The 17,031-nt window shown below is 59.4% G+C and carries 13 protein-coding genes; 1 reads left to right on the plus strand and 12 read right to left on the minus strand.

Annotation, left to right across the window (positions count from 1 at the left end):
• Window positions 1-996: an ABC transporter ATP-binding protein gene (locus ACP15L_RS07055; protein WP_425083634.1), complete on the plus strand. Its 996-nt coding sequence runs from the start codon at window positions 1-3 to the stop codon at window positions 994-996.
• Between the two features lie 2 nt (window positions 997-998).
• On the opposite strand, the gene ACP15L_RS07060 is transcribed toward ACP15L_RS07055, so the two are convergent.
• The 12 genes from ACP15L_RS07060 to ACP15L_RS07115 form a co-directional block, all read right to left on the minus strand.
• Window positions 999-2,258, minus strand: coding sequence for an aminotransferase class V-fold PLP-dependent enzyme (locus ACP15L_RS07060; protein ID WP_425083635.1), 1,260 nt, complete (start codon window positions 2,256-2,258; stop codon window positions 999-1,001).
• 146 nt (window positions 2,259-2,404) lie between these two features.
• Window positions 2,405-3,511 carry a LysM peptidoglycan-binding domain-containing protein gene (locus ACP15L_RS07065; RefSeq protein WP_170471522.1) on the minus strand — a complete coding sequence of 369 codons (1,107 nt, stop codon included), beginning with the start codon at window positions 3,509-3,511 and terminating at the stop codon, window positions 2,405-2,407.
• Between the two features lie 40 nt (window positions 3,512-3,551).
• Entirely contained in the window at window positions 3,552-4,661 is a 1,110-nt protein-coding gene (locus tag ACP15L_RS07070) for a LysM peptidoglycan-binding domain-containing protein (RefSeq protein WP_425083636.1), read from the minus strand.
• 45 nt (window positions 4,662-4,706) lie between these two features.
• Window positions 4,707-5,969, minus strand: a complete 1,263-nt coding sequence (locus tag ACP15L_RS07075) for a transporter substrate-binding domain-containing protein (RefSeq protein ID WP_170375717.1) — start codon at window positions 5,967-5,969, stop codon at window positions 4,707-4,709.
• A gap of 21 nt (window positions 5,970-5,990) precedes the next feature.
• On the minus strand, window positions 5,991-6,776 hold the full coding sequence (locus ACP15L_RS07080; protein ID WP_425083637.1) for a PP2C family protein-serine/threonine phosphatase: 786 nt from the start codon (window positions 6,774-6,776) through the stop codon (window positions 5,991-5,993).
• Between the two features lie 3 nt (window positions 6,777-6,779).
• A complete protein-coding gene (locus tag ACP15L_RS07085; protein ID WP_425083638.1) occupies window positions 6,780-7,856 on the minus strand; it encodes an FHA domain-containing protein in 1,077 nt (358 codons plus the stop codon).
• 203 nt (window positions 7,857-8,059) lie between these two features.
• Window positions 8,060-10,270 carry a protein kinase domain-containing protein gene (locus ACP15L_RS07090; protein ID WP_425083639.1) on the minus strand — a complete coding sequence of 737 codons (2,211 nt, stop codon included), beginning with the start codon at window positions 10,268-10,270 and terminating at the stop codon, window positions 8,060-8,062.
• A gap of 340 nt (window positions 10,271-10,610) precedes the next feature.
• Window positions 10,611-11,894, minus strand: coding sequence for a dynamin family protein (locus tag ACP15L_RS07095; RefSeq protein ID WP_425083640.1), 1,284 nt, complete (start codon window positions 11,892-11,894; stop codon window positions 10,611-10,613).
• On the minus strand, window positions 11,891-13,933 hold the full coding sequence (locus ACP15L_RS07100) for a dynamin family protein (protein WP_425083641.1): 2,043 nt from the start codon (window positions 13,931-13,933) through the stop codon (window positions 11,891-11,893). The genes ACP15L_RS07095 and ACP15L_RS07100 overlap by 4 nt, the downstream gene beginning before the upstream one ends.
• A 68-nt stretch (window positions 13,934-14,001) precedes the next feature.
• Complete coding sequence (locus tag ACP15L_RS07105; protein WP_425083642.1) at window positions 14,002-14,832, minus strand: hypothetical protein; 831 nt, start codon at window positions 14,830-14,832, stop codon at window positions 14,002-14,004.
• Window positions 14,833-14,855: 23 nt separating this feature from the next.
• Window positions 14,856-15,257, minus strand: coding sequence for a hypothetical protein (locus ACP15L_RS07110; protein WP_425083643.1), 402 nt, complete (start codon window positions 15,255-15,257; stop codon window positions 14,856-14,858).
• A gap of 37 nt (window positions 15,258-15,294) precedes the next feature.
• On the minus strand, window positions 15,295-17,025 hold the full coding sequence (locus tag ACP15L_RS07115) for a dynamin family protein (protein ID WP_425083644.1): 1,731 nt from the start codon (window positions 17,023-17,025) through the stop codon (window positions 15,295-15,297).
• Window positions 17,026-17,031: the final 6 nt, after the last annotated feature.

Genomic DNA, 17,031 nt, shown 5'->3' on the forward strand with positions numbered 1-17,031 from the left:
GTGACCGCCCTGAAGCTGAGCAAAGTGTGTAAATCCTTCGGGCCAGTTGAGGTGTTGAAGAACATCGACCTGACGGTCGAGGAAAACGAATTCGTGGTCTTTGTCGGCCCCTCGGGCTGCGGGAAATCGACCTTGCTGCGGGTAATTGCGGGATTGGAGGATGCGACCTCGGGCACAGTCGAAATCGACGGCGAGCAGGTCAACTCCGTCCCCCCGGCGAAACGCGGGCTTGCGATGGTGTTCCAGTCCTACGCGCTCTATCCGCATCTCACGGTGCGTGGGAATATGGCGCTGGGGCTGAAACAAGCCGGGCACCCGAAGGACGAAATCTCGCGCCGCATTTCCGAGGCCAGCCGGATGCTGTCGCTTGAGGACTATCTGGAGCGCCGTCCCGCCGAACTCTCAGGCGGCCAACGGCAACGCGTCGCCATTGGACGTGCGATTGTGCGCAACCCGAAACTGTTCCTGTTTGACGAGCCGCTGTCCAATCTGGATGCCGCCTTACGTCTGAACACGAGGGTCGAGATCGCCAATCTGCACCGCCAGATTGACGCCAGCATGATCTACGTGACCCATGATCAGACCGAAGCGATGACACTCGCCGACAAGATCGTGGTCCTGCGGGACGGGCGTGTGGAACAGATCGGCAGCCCAATGGACCTCTACAACAACCCCGCCAACCGCTTTGTGGCCGAGTTCATCGGCTCCCCCGCCATGAATTTTGTCCCAGCGGATATGATCGGCGGCCCGAAGGGCACCTATTTCGGCATCCGCCCGGAATATGCCACCCATTCTGAAACCGGGGCACTATCCGGCACCGTGGTGCATGTGGAAAACCTAGGTGCGGATACGAATATCATGGTCGATATCGGAACCGGAAAACCCTTCACCATCCGCGCCTTCGGTCAACACAGGGTTGAGCCGGGCGCGCAGACCGGGATCGCATTCGATCAGGCCAACGTCCTCGCCTTTGGCGAGGACGGGCAGAGACTTTAGCGCTACGCGTCTTCCCCAAGCTCTTTGACGGCGGCCAAGAGCCGGGCGATTTCCTGTTCCGTGTTGTAGTGACAGAAGGAAATGCGGATGCAGTCCGATAGCCCCAATGGCCCCAGCACATTGCCCGAGTAATGGTCGGCCTTGCGCGTATGGGTTCGTATGCCCTGCTGATTCAGCGTCTCGACCACATCTTCGGATGCCTTGCCTTTGACCACAATCGACACCAGCCCCTCACGCGCTGGGTTGTCAGCCCCGGCCAGAATGGTGACGTGGTCCATATCGCGCAGACCGGGCAGGTTGCCGCTGCCGTTGATTGCTGTATCGGTCAGGTGCGTCTCGTAGTCATGAATGGCACGACCCGCAGCCTCGATCCGCGCGCGCGGGTCGGTCTCGTCCGATACTTCCCCACCCAGCCAGTCGAAATAGGACACCACATCCGACACCGTCGCGTAGGAACCGGTATCGCGGGTGCCGAACTCCCACCCTGTCGCGGGGGCGTCGATCAGCATGTCATGGGGCGTATGGGTTAGACGGTCAGAGATCCAAGCAATCCCGTATCCGTGGCGCGAGAACACTTTGTAAGGTGAGATCGCATAGCCATCGACGTTGTAGGCATCCAGATCGAGCTGCCCATGGGCCGCGTGCTGGATGCCGTCGACAATGATCATGCAATCCGGCGCAACCGCCCGGATCGCGGCCGAGATCGCGGCCACATCCATGCCCATGCCTGTCACAGGTGAGGCATGCAGGATCGTCGCAACCGCCACATCCGGGGTCATCAGCGCGGTGTAGTCCTCAGCCGTGACCAGACCGGTATCGTTGTCATGGGGCACGTTCACGTAGTCGAGCCCTGCAATCTCGGCCCAGCGGCGCGCGGCGCTGCGGGTGGCCGGGTGTTCGATGGAGGACCCGATCACTTTGGCCCCTTTGGGTGCGGCCAAACTCGCGGTACGGATCAAGCGGAACAACAGCTCGGTCCCGCTTTCGCCAGCAAAGAACTGGCCGCTTGAGGCGTTCATGAACACGCCCAGATCCTGTTTGGCCTGGTTGATCACATTCTGCGTGCCCTGCCCCGCAGGGTTGATACGGCCCGGATTGTCCGGGATCGCCGCATAAAAAGCCGAGGTCTCAGCCACCGATTTCAACGTCAGGGCGCCGCCTGCATTCTCAAAGAAAATGCGTTCGCCCTGAAACGGGCACGTGTCGACATGAGCGAACCTGTCACGAATGGCATCAATAAGCGCGGGGTTGTCTTGGATCATGGGTCAGTCCTGTGGAAAGTCGATGCGTTCGGACAGCATGCACAGACGTGCCGAACAGATCGAATTCAAACACCGGTTTTGTCCCCATGACAAGAAAAAGGGCCGGTTGAAACAACCGGCCCTTCTGCGTCAGTTGAACCGAGGGATCAGTTCGAACCGGCGTTCAGCTTTTCGTTCTGCTCACGCAGCGTGTCCGAGATGATTGCGTACCATTCGCCGGACTGGCGCATCTCGTTCAGACCTTTGTTCATCATGGCGATGTATTCGCGGGCAAACGGGTTCGAACGGTGGGCCATGAAGCTCATCGACGAGAGTGTCGAAACATAGGGGTTTTCGACGATATCGTCCGATGTCAAACCCATGTCATTCATGGTTGAGGCAAACAGCTCAACCTCGAATGCAGCAACGTCTGCTGTGCCGGTGAGAACGGCGTCCAGGCACTCACGCGCTGAGTTGGGATGAATCAGGTTCAGATTTTTGCCGTTCAGGCCAACTTCTTCCAGAACAACCATGCTCCAACCCGCCATACGGCAAAGGGTTGCACCTTCGAGATCCGAAAACTCTGTTGCGGCGGCGTATTCGCTTTCGGGCAGCGTGAAGAAGCCACCAACAACGTCGTAGATCGGAACAGACGCCACGAACTGCGTGCAGCGGGCTTCGGTTGCTTCGGACCACTCATAGGACCGGTTGGTGCAATCCGGCAGCGTCCAGGCGATCGAGATGTCAAACGCGCCCAGCGGCAGCAAAGTGTCCAGGTGCGAAGACCAGTCATCCACGAAGCTGACCGAGAAGTCGCGGCTGTTGCCGGCGCGCTGCAGGCTGGTCGTTGCCAGACGGGTCATGATGCCGCCGCCGCTCAGGGATTCTGTCGTGAACGGCTCCCAGCCGTTGCCCGCAACCAGTTTGATCGGCGGTGCATAGACGTTCGACCGTTTCACGCTGGCCGCACGCTGTTCTTCCGCTGCGATGATTTCCTGCGCCGACTGACCGTTGGGCAGGCTGCCATCCTCACACGGCAGAGCCAGGACCAGGCCGGGCTCTAGCGAATTGGGGTTGGTGATCTCGTTGCGGTTCGCGTTGAAGATCGGCTGATAGTTCGATGTGCCATAGGCTGCGATCGCGATGGTTGCCATCGTGTCGCCGTCCTGCACGGTGTAGTTTGAACAGGCTTCCTGCGCTGCTGCAGCACCTGCGGAGAGTGTGAGGACGGCGGTTGCCGTCATCACTTTGGTATTGAGTTTTTCTCTTAGCATTTTTTATTCCTCCCATAAGTTGGAATGTGGAGATGAGGTTTCAGTTGATTGCGTCTAGCAGTCTTTCGTTATGCTCATTCAGGCTATCCGAGATGATGGCGTACCATTCCCCGGTTTCACGCATTTCGTTGAGGCCCTTGTTCATCAGGGCAAGGTATCTTTGACCCTGAGGATTGGACCGGTGAGTAATGAAGCGAAGGGACGACAACGTCGAGACATAGGGGTTCTCGACCAGGTCGTTGGCATTCAGGCCCATTTCGCTCATGGCGTCTGCGAACAGCTGCAATTCGAACGTGGCGATGTCAGCCGTTCCGGTGATGACCGCATCCAGGCATTCCCGTGCGGTGGCGGGCTGCACAACCGTCATGGTATCGTCGCGCAGCAAACCTTCTTGCTCCAGATCGTGCAGAGGCCAGCCTTCCATACGGCAGATCGTGGCGCCGTGCAGGTCGTCAAAGCTGGTGGCTCCGGCGTATTTGCCGTCGGGCACGCTGTAGAAACCGAACACGATGTCATAGACCGGAGCCGAGGCGTGGAACTGCGTGCAGCGGACCTCGGTCTCCCATGACCATTCATAGCTGCGGTTGGTGCAGTCGGGGATGTTCCAGGCCATAGACACGTCGAACGCACCCAGCGGCAGCAGGGTTTCGATATGCGAGTTCCAGTCATCTACGAAGCTGATCGAGAATTGCTCGTTATTGCCACCACGCTGCAGTGTTGTGGTGCCCAGACGGGTGATGAACCCGCCACCGTTCAGGGTTTCATCCGCGAACGGAGCCCAGCCATTGCCGGTCACCAGTTTGATCGGCCGTTTGAACGCACTGCTCTGCGCAGAGTTTGCAAAACGTTCCTGCTGTGCCGCGATGATGTCGCTTGCGCTCTGACCGTTTGGCAGGTTTCCGTCCTCACAAGGCAGGACCAGAGACAGCCCGGGATCCAGCGCGTTGGGGTTGCTGATCGCATCGCGGTTCGCGTTGAAGATCGGCTGGTAGTTGGACGTGCCATACGCGGTCAAAGCGATGGACGCCATGGTATCGCCGTCCTGTACGGTATAATTCGTACAGGCTTGTTGGGCGGCAGCGGCTCCGGCACTGACCGTCAATACGGCAGCGGTTGTCAGCGCAACACTATGGAGCGTTAAGTTGGGCATTCGGTGTTTTCTCCAGATAAAATTTGAGATGGCTTTTCAGTTTTCTCAGCCGTTTTCCATTTGATAGCGAAGAGCGGATGAGACGATGTCTCGCCATTCGCCGGATTGCTGCATGATCGCCAGACCCTTGTTGAGCGTTTCCAGAATCGCTTCTCCGTCCGGGTTGTCCTTGTGCGTCATGACATTCAGCGACTTGATCGCCGCCAAATTCGGGTTCTCGACAATGCGATGTTCGTAGCCAAGCCGACCGATGGCCCCGTCGGCCAGGTGCGCTTCGATTGCGACAATGTCGGCCTCGCCCGTCATCACGGCTTCAAAGCACTCGTCCGGCGATTCCGGACGCAGCAAGGTGATGATCGGCTCGTACAGACTGACCGCATCCATATGTGACAGCGACCAACCTTCGGGGCGGCAGATCGTCGTTCCGGCGAAATCAGCGTAGCTGAGCGCTTCGACATAGCTTGTGCCTTCGCGGGCGAAGAACGTGTCGACCACTTCGTAGAACGGGTTCGAGAAGTTGTAGGTCTCACAGCGGTTGCGGTCGTTTTCGGACAGCGCCGCGGGTTCTTCGCAATTCGGACGCGACCAGGGGAACGTGCCGTCAAACGCAAGCGTCGGCATCAGAAGATCCAGATGCGAGTTCCAGTCGTTGACGAACTGAATCTTGTAGGCCTGCTCGGGCGCGGCGCGCAGCATCGCGGTTTCCACCAGATGCGTATAGAGGCCACGGTGCGGCAGTGCTTCGTCGGTGAAGGGTTGATAGTCGCCGCCGGTGATCAATAGCACCTGACGGTCGCGCACCTCAGGGCGTTCGCCCGTACCGGCGTCGCGGATCAGGGCGGCGCCTTCGGCGCGTGCGGCCTCAATTTCCTCACGCGCGGCGGCCTTTGCTTCAACCACGGCCTGTTCACTGACCTGCTTGGCCTCAGCTTCGGCGGCGGCCACACGGGCTTCGGCCTCGGCGATCGCCTGTTCTGCACGCTCTTCGGCAGCTTTGACTAGCTCGGCAGCCATTTCGGCGGCCAGACGCTCAGCCTCGGTATCAGCCAGAACCGGAGTGCGACCGATATCTTCAAGGCAGGGCATTGCCAGCACGTCACCGACCCGAATGATGTTCGGATTGGATCCAATCACATCGCGGTTGGCGTCAAAAATGATGCGGAAGTCTTCCGTCGCATAGACCTGAATCGCCAGCTCTCTCAGACTGTCGCCGCGCTGAATCTCGTAGTTCGAGCACGCCTCTTGTGCGGATGCTGCACCTGTAGCCGCCGCCAGGGCCAGGCTCGATATGATCAATGTGTTTTTCATGGGTCCCGTTGCTTTGCCTTATTATTGTTTCGCAAGTTTCACGACTGCGATTGAGAGGTTGTCTTGATCAGGGTTGTTCTTCGCCAGCACCGCCTGCTGCAGTGCCTCTGCGATTTCTTGCGCCAATGCCTGCGCGTGGCTGCCTACGACCGCCTGAAGCTCGTCATCCGTCAGGGTCTGCAGGCCATCACTGCCGAGGATGAGGATATCTGCAGCCGTCATTGCCAGCGGATCTTCCGGGCAATCCACTTTGGGAATTGCACCGCCCATAATGACCGAGGTCAGCTGATTGCGGTCCGGATGAGACCGCGCCTGCGCTTCGGTCAGCGTGCCGTCGGCAACCTGCGCGTCGATCATCGGCGCCATTGAATGGTCTTCATTGATCTGCATCAGCCCGCCGTCCCGAAACAGGTAGAGCGGGCTGTCGCCAATCGAAATCCAGAACAAACGCTGCCCCAACAGCAAGGTGCCCAGCAAGGTGGACCCCATGTTGCAGCCATCGCCCTGTTCTTCATTGCGGTTCGAAATCAGCGCGTTGGCCTGCATGGCCGCCAAAGGCAGCGCATCTATCGCCGCGCGTTCCGACAGAGTGTCGCTTTCCAGCTCAGCGTCCAGCGCCTCTCGCCAGGCGGCAACCACGAGGCTTGAGGCGACCTCACCGGCCTCATGCCCGCCCATACCGTCGGCAATCACCACATAGCCTGCATCCGCTGCGTCGAACATACGCGCAGCGATGGCATCCTCCTGCGTGTCCCGCTGACCCTGATTCAGGATCAGCGCGACGTCATATGCCGGAGTCGCGAGCATCTATCAGGAATCCCGCCAATCAAAACCTTCGTCGCAGAAGGCCATGAAACGGATCGAGGTTTCGCTGATGCGGATCAGATCGCCATTGGACAGCGCCACGGTGCTGAGAACCGGCTTGCCATTCAGGCGCACCAGATTGGCCTTGCCGCCATGACCCAAATAGCATTTGCGATCTTCCGGGTCGTAGGCAATCACGGCGTGGTTGCTGCGCGAGATGCCAGTGTCGCCGAAATCCAGCTGGATGGCCTGATCATCATTGCGTCCGATCTGCATCAGACCTTCGGTCAGGGTGATGCTGGACCCACGGCCGGGGCCTTGGGTAACAACCAGCCAACCCACCGGGAAGGTCTCTTGCGCGGCTTCGGTTTTGGCAACCGGCTCGGCGGTTTCGATCAGATCCTGAACGTGGGTATCTGCGCGTTCGAAGCCCAGGAAAGTGGTCTTTACACGCGAACGGCGGTCCTCGGCTGGGGCCGGAGTTGGCGCTGGTGTCGGTGTCGGCTCAACCGCTGTTGCCTGCACCTCGGGTTCGGGCTGCGGTTCAGGCTGCGGTGCGGGGGCTTCCGCCGCCGGCTCCTGAACTTCGACCTCAGGCTCGACCGGAGCGGGGGTCGGTTCCGGAGTAGGTTCGACTGCGACAGGTTCGATCACTTCGGGCTCCGCCACTTCGACCTCATCCTGAACCGGCGCTTCGACCCGCTCGTCTTCGGACAGATGGAGGGTCACGATCTGGTCGTCAGCTTCCGGCTCGGCAATCGGTGTTTCTTCGGCCACCTCTTCGGTCACAGGAGCCTCTTCTGCGAAGATCGACGCCTCTTCCTCGGCGTCCTCTGCCGCGTCCTCAGCATCCGAAAACTCGGGCATCTCGCCTTCGACGGTCAGCTCATCTTCTTCGTCATACGTCTCTTCATACGCCTCAGAGGCCAGATTGCCGCCGCCCAGCGCCGCGCGTAGCGCGTTGAAATCCGCAATCGGTTCGGGCTTTTCCTCGGCCGGGGCTGCTGCCTCAGTCGTTTCTTCTTCTTTGGCTTTGCCGGCACCTTCTAGAAGCCGGCTGAGAGGGCTTTTGTATTTGAACATGGCGTCGACACCTTCAACTTGTTGGCACGCAATTCTGTGCCGTTTCGCTACCCGCACCGCGACCGTCCGCGCTGCGGTCTTCAATCGTGAAACCAGGAAACTTTTTACCTTTCTGCGCCGGGCCGGGTCCCGTCAGGGTGGCTGTCTTTCGAGGGCCACCCTCAGCAAACACACGCTGGCAGATTACGTTCGAACCGGTCTGATCACTCCTGCGCAAGGGGCATGGTTGCGTCAGCATCGGCACCGTTGCGCAATACCGCAAACCGCGCCTGAGGCTGTTCGCCCGAGACCAGTTGCGCCAACACCGCATCGAGGCTTTCCGGCCCTTCGAATGCAAGCCCTGTTTCGGCCTCGCTGACCAGCACATCCCCTGTTTGCAAGCTGCCCGACGCGCCCTCGGGCACCTCTGTCACAACTGTCTGCCAGCCACCGACCCCATTGCCGTTGACGCTAAAGCCGTAGCCGTTTTCCAAACCAATCGTGCGGAATGCAGGCAAAGCGAGCAATCCGTTCTGCGCCCGTGTCTCCCCCAGAGGACGGTAGCGCGCAGCCACGCGAAGATACCCGTCGGGATCCACCTGCAGGTTCTCAAGCACCTGTGCCGCAAACGAGGCATCATCGCGTACCGGCTTGCCGTTCAAAGTAAAGATGGTAGCTCCGCGCTGAACCCAATCGCCGATCACCGACATGTCCTGATTGGCATCTACACCCGTGATTGAGAACATGTTGCCGGTCGAGGCGCGACGGCGGGACGTGTCAAACGGAACCTCAACATCCCAGTGCGAGAACGCAACCTGAGCCTCGGCCAGATTGACCGGAGCTGCCGCGACCTCAGCCTCAGGCGCAGTCACTTCGGGCGCGACTGTGGTTTCTTCGGGTACAGCTGCGGTTTCTTCGTTCGCGACTGCTGTTTCTTCAGGCGGTGCTTCTTCGGTCACCGTTTCTGCGGGGGCTGCTTCTGTGGCAACCGTCTCCGCAGTTTCAACCGGCTCCTGCTCGACAGGCTGCACTGCAGCGCTGACTTGTTCCAGTTCCTGTGAAGGCTCTTCAGTTTGGGCCGGTTCGACCGCCGCCGTTTCAGTTTCCACCGCTGCGGTTGCGGGTTCCGCCGCTTCCGTCGCAGGGGCCACCGCCGCTGTCTCGACCTTGTCCGCATCACCGGACATCATCACATACCCACCTGCGGCCAGAGCGATGGCCACAACTGCCACGCCAGCCAGCAGCTTGCCATTGCCGCTCGATCCGCTTTTGACAACTGTATCGACGGCAACCGCCGGTTCCTCGCGGGGTGAGAGCTTGGACAGATCCTCTTCGGCCTTGTCTTCATTGCCCATGACAATGTCGGAATTGCCCGCCAACAAAGCGGTCACAACCGCCTCGGCATTTTCGCTTTCAGCCTTGATCCGGGCTTTCTCGGCTTCTTTGTCTTCGCGGTCCATACCAACGATGACCGAGACCGGACGATAGGCGAATGTATCGAACATCACCCCCGGCCCGCGGAACATGCGCAACCAGTCCAGCGCCGATTGCAAGCGGTCGGTGGCGTGAACCTCCATCGCCTTGTCGATCGCTTCCAGGAACCCTTCGGGATAACCCGCAAACCGTCCGGTCAGCGGGGAATAGGGATCTTCCTGACCGTTGTTGAACGCGTTCAGGCGACTTTGACCATCAATCGGACGCTCACCACTGATCGCGTGATACAGCGTTGCCGCCAGTACATACAGGTCGCTGCTGGGGCCTTGCTCGGCACCGCGCACATAGAATTCATGGGGCGAGTAGCCATCCTTGATCACCCGCAGCGTCAACAGCGCCGCCGACTTGTTCGCGGCCTGCTCGCGCGCAGCGCCAAAGTCGATCAGAACCGGATCGCCATTCTCGTCGATCAGGATGTTGTCGGGGGAAATGTCTCGATGCAGCATACCGCTCTGGTGGATGAACGAGACCGCCGACAGCATCTTTTCGGTCACCTGAACGATGAAGTCAGGGCCGCTTTCGTTCTCGGGCTTATCCATGTAGTCCAGCAGGTCGCACCCGCGGATCAGGTCCATGGCGATATAGGCGGTGTTGTTGTCCTCGAACACCTGATGGACATCGACGATGTTTGGATGCACCAGCCGCGCGTGGTTGCGCGCTTCCTGGATGAAAAGGTCCACGATCGCGCGTAGGTCTTCGGAGTAGGAGGGATCAGCGGCTTCGACCAGGTCTCCATCGCGACGGCAGAGCGCGCCGGGGAAACATTCTTTGATAACCACGTCCCGCTCCAGGCTGTCACGGGCCAGATAGGTGATTCCGAAGCCACCATTGCTGAGATAGCTCAGGATTTCATACTGCCCCCGCAGGAGCTTGGCTCCGGGTTGCAAACCTTCAATTTTTGGTTCGTCGTGCGATGCACCGACAGCCTGGTTATGGCTCATTTCAATCCGCCCGTATTTCTCAAATCGCGGTACAGAAAACTGGGCAATCAGCCCGCGAACTCATAACCAAAAACAACCGCAGGACACTTAAGTCCGGTTAGACGTTTCAAATTTGACTTTATTGGGGCCGCCTCATGGCTTCACTATGGATCGTATTTCCCCTAAATCAACATATAGTGTTGGGCCCATTTTGCAATCATAGATATGGTAAATTCACATGTATAATTCGAAAACTGAACCGACCAAAACAAGCGGTTGGTCTACGAATTCGAAACAATAGGGAATCGTTTTGGACAGGCCTCGAATCGCCGCAGTGCAGCTCAATTCCAGGTGGAGAGCGTCAGGTTCCGGTCTTGGACTGCTCGGTCGCCACAGTGCTACCAGCCCAGGCGAGGTTGTCGCTCAGCTGCGCCAGAATGCTGATGGCGTCACGCAAAGGTGCGTCGCCGCTTTCGAATTGCAGCAGCAGCAGAAGGTCGGTGGCCTTTTCGAACTCACCGGGAATCCAGTCCGCATCGGGGTCGATCTCGCCGCCCTGCTCCAGACGTTCGGCAAAGTCTTCGACGATTTCCTGACAGCTTTGCAGGAACGCGGCCGGTTCGATATCCGAGGATTCACGCAGGTCCTCATAAATGCTGGCAATCGCGGCCAGCCAGTCTTCAAGAATCGGGTTGTTCAACGGTGGCAGGGCCGATCCAAGCGCAGCTTGGACCGAGGGGCTTTCGGCCTCCGGCTCTGGCTCGGGACCCGCAAGAGTTTCCAGAAATGGATGAAACAGCTCGGCAATGTCTTTACGGGCTGCGTTCAGGTCATGCATCCGACGCGCGGAGGCCGCCTCGAGCACCTTCTCGGCCAGATTCTGACCGCCGCAGTTTTCCCACAGATCAAAATCTGGTTCAGGTTCTTGCGCCATGGCTTTCACGGCGACAGGCGTACCGATTGGAACCACAGCGTTGAAAAGGCCCTCTTTTTCCTTGTTCAACCGGGCAAGCACACGGTCCAGAGCATCACGGACGTGAGGCAAATCGGTATGCGTGACGGCCAGCAGACTATTGTCACGCAATTCCTGCGGAACCTGTGCCCAGAGATGACGCTCGGTCTCGCGCCAGGCGTTTGTGCCGTTGGTACACCAGATGGCGCAGTCCACGAAACGAAGCAGGTCGAGCGTTGGTTTATATGTCTCGTCAAGCGCGCCCGAGCCGGGCAAATCGAACAACGAGATCTCGCGCAGCGCGGGCGTGTTCAATCCGACCGAAATGAAATCAGGCTTATCCTCGGCCGCTTTCTCAAGCACGATCCCCGAGTAAGTCTTGGGCTCCTTATCCCACCAGCCGACGGTGGTTTCAGGCGCATCCGCAAAGGCAACGATCACGAGGGGCAGCTTCAGATGCTGAGGGCCGGTGGGCAGGATATCCGCCCCGGCCAGCATATTGGCGAGGCTGGATTTGCCCGCGCCGAATTCCCCGGCAAAACCGATATTGACCGCGTTGGACAGACGCTCGGCATGGGCCAGAGCCTTCGCGCGCATATCCTCCAGCGCCGAATCCATTGGCAGGGATTCGGTTGCGTTCAGAAAGCGTTCAAGCTGTCTGACTTCCTTTTCGGTTCCGGGAAACTCGATCATTCCGCTGCCTTTGCTTGTCCTTCATCCGCGCGCACCGGGCCGAACACCGTTTCCAGTTCATCGGCGATGCGACGGGCCCGGTCGAACGCATACTGCGCTTCGGCCTGAGCATTAGTTTCACCCGATCCGGTCCGGTGTTCAAGATAGCCGCCCAACAGCGCCACATAGTGGTCCAAAACCGTTTTCAGCCGCTCCATCATGTTTTCACGCGCCGTGTCGATCAGATCATCCCCGATCAGTTCGAATTCCTGCACGATCATCCGCTCTGCACGCGTGACGACGCTTTTGCGCGAAATCAGGCGCGACAGCCAGTTCACCCTCAACTCCACCGTAATACCGCGGGTCAGGGCCGTTGTGTCCGGACGGAACCACCGCACCGCGCTGGTGTTCATGCGGTTGTCGACGGGATCCTGCCATCCGGGCAAGGCGCGCAGGGCCGCGTTGGCCTGCATGTCGATCGCGTAAAGCTCGCTCAGCATGCGCTGGCGGACGACCTGCGTGGCCCCCTGGATCAACTCGCGCATCCGGTCGCGTAGAGGGGTAAAGTTCAACTCGGTCTCAGCACCTTTGGCCAGCAGAGGCGAATTGCCATCCGGGCCACGCACCACGGCCGAGACCGCCTCGGCCACCGTGTCATCCATGACGCCGCGCAAATTGGCCAGCACGTCATCCATGTCGCGCGTCATCACCTCGGTCTTCTCGGCGACTAGCGCCCTGAGTTCACCAAGCGTTTTGTTGTTTTCGTCCAGATCAACTGCAGTAGAGCCGTCCTCGGATTCAAGCGCGCGCAGCTCGGCCTGCGACCGTTCAAATTCGCCCTGCGCGAAACTGTTCAGATGCTGCCACGCCATCCGCAGCTGTTCGCTGCGAGGGCCGTCGGCCAAGGCCTGTGTCACATGCCGCCGCAGATCCGGCAGACCAGAGGCGATCATGGCAGCAAAGCGCAGAACGCCTTCGCGGCTGATCGGGCCGGGGCCTTGCTTGATCTCTTCCACACCGTCCAAATACTGCTTCATCTGCTCGGGATGGGCGCGCAGCCAGGCTAGGACGTCATCGTGATTGACGCCGGTCTCATCCCCGGTCAGCGCATAATGTGCCCATTGGGCACTGCCCATCAGCACATCAATGTCCGAGTTCCCCAGCGCTTGTTCCAAACCGTCCAGAACATCACTGCGCACCTTGCCGGCATCCTCGGCCCCGCCGCCCAGCTCATCCACGCGGTTGATGAAGACGACGATCTGGCCCAGTTCCAGCGCTTGCATCAGGCGGAACAGCTTCAGATCAGCCCGTGACAAAGCCTGATGCGCGGACAGAACCACCACAAAGAAATCGGATTCCTTGAGGTATTGGCGCGAGATTTCCTCGCGGATCAGCAGCGGGTCGTTGACACCCGGCGTATCGGTAACAGTCAGCGGAAACGGGAAATGGCCGATGTCAAAATAGACCTCGGCCTTACGGGTGATATCGCTGTAGAGTCCCCGATCCGAGCCGGGGTCGTGGGTTTCGCTATCGCTCGGATCATCACCCGCGCAGACATAGCGGGCCAGATCGTCCGAGTTCAGGTCTTCCAGATCGTGGTGCTGACCCAACAGCTGTTCGTAGCTGTCGCCCAGACGCAGACGGGCGCGGGTTTTCATCGCCTCGACCTGCTCTTCGATCATCTCGCGCTTATAGCTGTCCTCTTCATCAGGGAACATGTTGCGCAGCTCTTCACCCTCGGCGATCAGAGCCTGCCACTGGTGATTGTCGAAGAAGTGGAACTCTGCCCCGTCAGTCCGGCCCGAAGGATGGCCGAAATGCATATCGGTAATCACCGTCGTCCACGGGTTCACATCTGAGGGCAGGTATTCGGCCTGCCCCGTGAAGCCGTTGATCAAACGCGATTTTCCCGCCTTAATCTGCCCGACAAAGGCGATCGACGGTTTCAACCCCGAAAGGTCTCCGACAATGCGCGAGATGAACTGACGGGTTTCGTCATTGCTTGTCTCGTTCATGTCTTCGGCGATGCGAATAAGCTCGCGGCGACTGGTTTCACTCATAACTTTTTACCCTGGCAACAAGAAACACTGGTTTGAATTGATGGAAAATTTGAAGGATCGGGAGGCGCTCATGAGTCACCCCCGGAAAGTTTGGTCCACAGGCCAACAACGGCACCCAGCTTGCGCGCGTCATGCACGGCAATGGCGGTCTGGCCTTGATCCTGCACCACCGCCACGGCGGCCCCCTTACCCCCCGAAGGACGCATGACAATCAGTTGAGGTTGCTGCAGCTCGGACTGGCTATCATCGTTCCATCCGGTCAGATCCGCCATGAAACGCGCTAAAAGATCGGCATCCGGGCTCAATGCAGCGTCCCCTTCGAACTGAGGATCACCCCCGTCGATAAGGCCACGCGCCTGCGCGAAACGCTCGGCACTGTCAAAGAACCCCCGCGCGGAAGAAGTGGCATCCGGTGCCTGAGGCGCGGGTTCTTCAACATCCGGTACAACAGAGACAATAGGCTCGGCCGGGAGTTCGATCCGGTCACAGGCCGTTTCGATTTCGCCAAGCGTGACACCGACGTCATCGGCTTCAAGCTCGGCATCCGGTTTCAGCGAGACAAACTCCAGCGGCGCGGGCGCGTCGGCGATGTCCGACACCAGTTGCGCAAGTTTGCCGATCAGCCCTTCGCGTGGTTCGGTTTCAAAATCAGGCACCATTCCCGACCGGACGCGGAACACATCGGTCACGCGGGCATTGCTGACCTCGATCGCTAGCACGTCCCCGTTAGCCGCGGTAAACTCCAACCGGCGCGGCAGAACGGTGCCGCGAATTGCGCGCAGAACGCCCGCACGGCGCGCAACAGAGGTTTCGCCCTCGACCGGGACGGCAGGCGACAAACGTGCAACCGAGGACCGCCCGATATTGTCGAGCATGTCGAGTATGTTCGTATCCATCATACCGTGACCCCCTCTGGTCCCGTTCAGACTGCGGCCGCAACCGGCCCTAAGCTGAGATGAGATTTGGTAAGCGCCAACCCTACATTCGCGCTGTTGCTGCAGATGTAGCAGACCACATGTTCGGGATACTCCCCGGTCCGCTGGAAAATGATCAACCTGTCGCCGGAAAACACCGCGATTTCCCCAAATCCCGGTGTTTCAGACGCGTCCCCGCCTGCCTCGCGCAGCATGGTTTCAAAAGCCACCACCCCGCGCCCCTGAAACAGGTTTGCCGCGGCCAAAGCCAGCGTGTCCAGCACGTCCGAGGCATCAGGGTCCTTGACGCTGGTACCCAGCAACATCCCCGTTTCCATGTCGACATACCCGGCTGCAACGCAGTCGGGTATGGTCTCCATCGCCGCGGTCAGAGCAACTTGAATAGACATTTAATCCCTGACCTTCTTCATGTCTTGTCGGCGTCGGCTACAGAACATGCCATTCTGCCCCTCTGTGTTCCCCGGCTTTGGGAATGGACCTGATCGCCTCTTTGGCCTGAGTTTCGATATGCTCAAGGGCAATCTGGTCGAACTCAGCCAGGAAGGCCAAGAACGCGCGTTGAAGACCCTCAGCATCGGTCGGCAGATCCCCGGCGGCGGCAAGCTCTCGCCACATTGCGGCTGCGCTGGGAAGCTCACCTGTGGGGATGTCCATCAGCCCCTCGTTTGCATCTTCCTCAACCTCTTCCGGTTCGGGCTGCGGCATCAGTCGCACTTCGACCAGGCCGTTGGTTTCGGGCTCCGGTTCAAAGTCATCTTCATCGCTGCCCGACTGTTCCGCCATCAATGCCGTGATCGACGAGACCGAAACCTCGATCCCGGGCGCATCAGACTGGTCTTCTGTGGCCTCCGTCGGCGCAACCTCTGGTGTGTTGGACAAGGTCTTGTTGAGCGATTCCAGAAGGTCTTCAGATTCCTCAGCCTCAGGCGCTGCCTCAGCCACATCATTTGAGAGGCTGGGTGTTTCATCCTCTTCGGCAAAGACATTCTCATCTTCGTCTTCCGCACCCGAGAATTCAAACACGTCCAGGTCCGCCTCGGTATCAGCGAAAGAGGACAGGTCCAGCGGGTCTTTGGGGTCTTCTCTGAACTGGGCGCGCAACTGGTCCTCTTCCGTCTCGGCGGGTTGAGGGTCCGGCGTCGGGACCATTTCGGCGCGCAGGCGCTCGGCCTCGTCCGCATTGATCCGCTCCCGCTCTACCTCGTCCGAGCGGCGTTCGACGCGGGACGGGCGCACTGGGAAATTGGTGACCACGCCACTGTCCTGATCTGCCACCTCCGGGGTCTCCGAAGGAACCGGATCCACCAGCTGCAGCGGCGCGACCTCAGCGGTCTCATCCTTGCGCTTGGGCCGGGTCGGGCGCACCAGCGGGCCGTCAGACTGGCTCTTGTCAATTTGGTACCGCGACAGATGGCCGGCGCGGGTGTCCATGATCTGCTCGGTGATCCCAAGGAAGCAGTCGATCATCTTGCCGCCACCACTGCGCGCCCACATCTCGGGGTCGCCGGTTTTGTCACGCGCGGTAATCGCGTCGCGGGCGGAAAACAGGATCGAACGGTTAAACAGATGCCCCGCCTCGCGGTTGACCCGCCGCAGAACTTTTTGGCGGTCCTTCTGGCCCAGCGCATCAGCGCGCGTGATCAGCAGGATCGAATTGTTCTGCAACCGTTCGGGCAGAGAGACCCATGTCGCACGTTCAGTTTCCCGCCAGGCCTGTGTCGCATGGGTACACCACAGAACGCCATTAGCCTGCCCGACAGCGCGCTGCCAAACATCGGTTGAGATTTTGGGGTCCGAGATACCAGGCGTGTCGATCAGATCAACCGCCTCAAGAATATCGGCCTCAAGGAAAATTCGAATGAACTGCGCGTCGTTGACACCCACACTCTCAAGCTGATCCAGCGAGATATCTTCGGTGCTGCCATCATGACGTTTGACGTAAGCCGAGCGGTTGCCATAGCTGAACCAGACCGGCGGCAGCTGGGTTGCGGTGACTTGCGTCGGCAAGGCCTGCTTGCGCAGCAGAAAGTTCATAAGCGTCGATTTACCGGCGCTGAACTCGCCCATGAGGGCGAAAACCGGCTTACGGCGCGACCACTGCTCGATACGCTCCCATGCCTTGGGGGTGATGAAACGGTTTTGGATGTCTTTTGCCATTTTTCT

Origin of the sequence: Ruegeria profundi (genome assembly GCF_049800715.1) — a bacterium.
Taxonomy (GTDB): Bacteria; Pseudomonadota; Alphaproteobacteria; order Rhodobacterales; family Rhodobacteraceae; genus Ruegeria; species Ruegeria profundi_A.

Bases quoted from the DNA above. Each gene is read 5' to 3' on its own strand.
- ACP15L_RS07060 (WP_425083635.1), bottom strand. From the start codon at position 2,258: ATGATCCAAGACAACCCCGCGCTTATTGATGCCATTCGTGACAGGTTC.
- ACP15L_RS07065 (WP_170471522.1), bottom strand. From the start codon at position 3,511: ATGCTAAGAGAAAAACTCAATACCAAAGTGATGACGGCAACCGCCGTC.
- ACP15L_RS07070 (WP_425083636.1), bottom strand. From the start codon at position 4,661: ATGCCCAACTTAACGCTCCATAGTGTTGCGCTGACAACCGCTGCCGTA.
- ACP15L_RS07075 (WP_170375717.1), bottom strand. From the start codon at position 5,969: ATGAAAAACACATTGATCATATCGAGCCTGGCCCTGGCGGCGGCTACA.
- ACP15L_RS07080 (WP_425083637.1), bottom strand. From the start codon at position 6,776: ATGCTCGCGACTCCGGCATATGACGTCGCGCTGATCCTGAATCAGGGT.
- ACP15L_RS07085 (WP_425083638.1), bottom strand. From the start codon at position 7,856: ATGTTCAAATACAAAAGCCCTCTCAGCCGGCTTCTAGAAGGTGCCGGC.
- ACP15L_RS07090 (WP_425083639.1), bottom strand. From the start codon at position 10,270: ATGAGCCATAACCAGGCTGTCGGTGCATCGCACGACGAACCAAAAATT.
- ACP15L_RS07095 (WP_425083640.1), bottom strand. From the start codon at position 11,894: ATGATCGAGTTTCCCGGAACCGAAAAGGAAGTCAGACAGCTTGAACGC.
- ACP15L_RS07100 (WP_425083641.1), bottom strand. From the start codon at position 13,933: ATGAGTGAAACCAGTCGCCGCGAGCTTATTCGCATCGCCGAAGACATG.
- ACP15L_RS07105 (WP_425083642.1), bottom strand. From the start codon at position 14,832: ATGATGGATACGAACATACTCGACATGCTCGACAATATCGGGCGGTCC.
- ACP15L_RS07110 (WP_425083643.1), bottom strand. From the start codon at position 15,257: ATGTCTATTCAAGTTGCTCTGACCGCGGCGATGGAGACCATACCCGAC.
- ACP15L_RS07115 (WP_425083644.1), bottom strand. From the start codon at position 17,025: ATGGCAAAAGACATCCAAAACCGTTTCATCACCCCCAAGGCATGGGAG.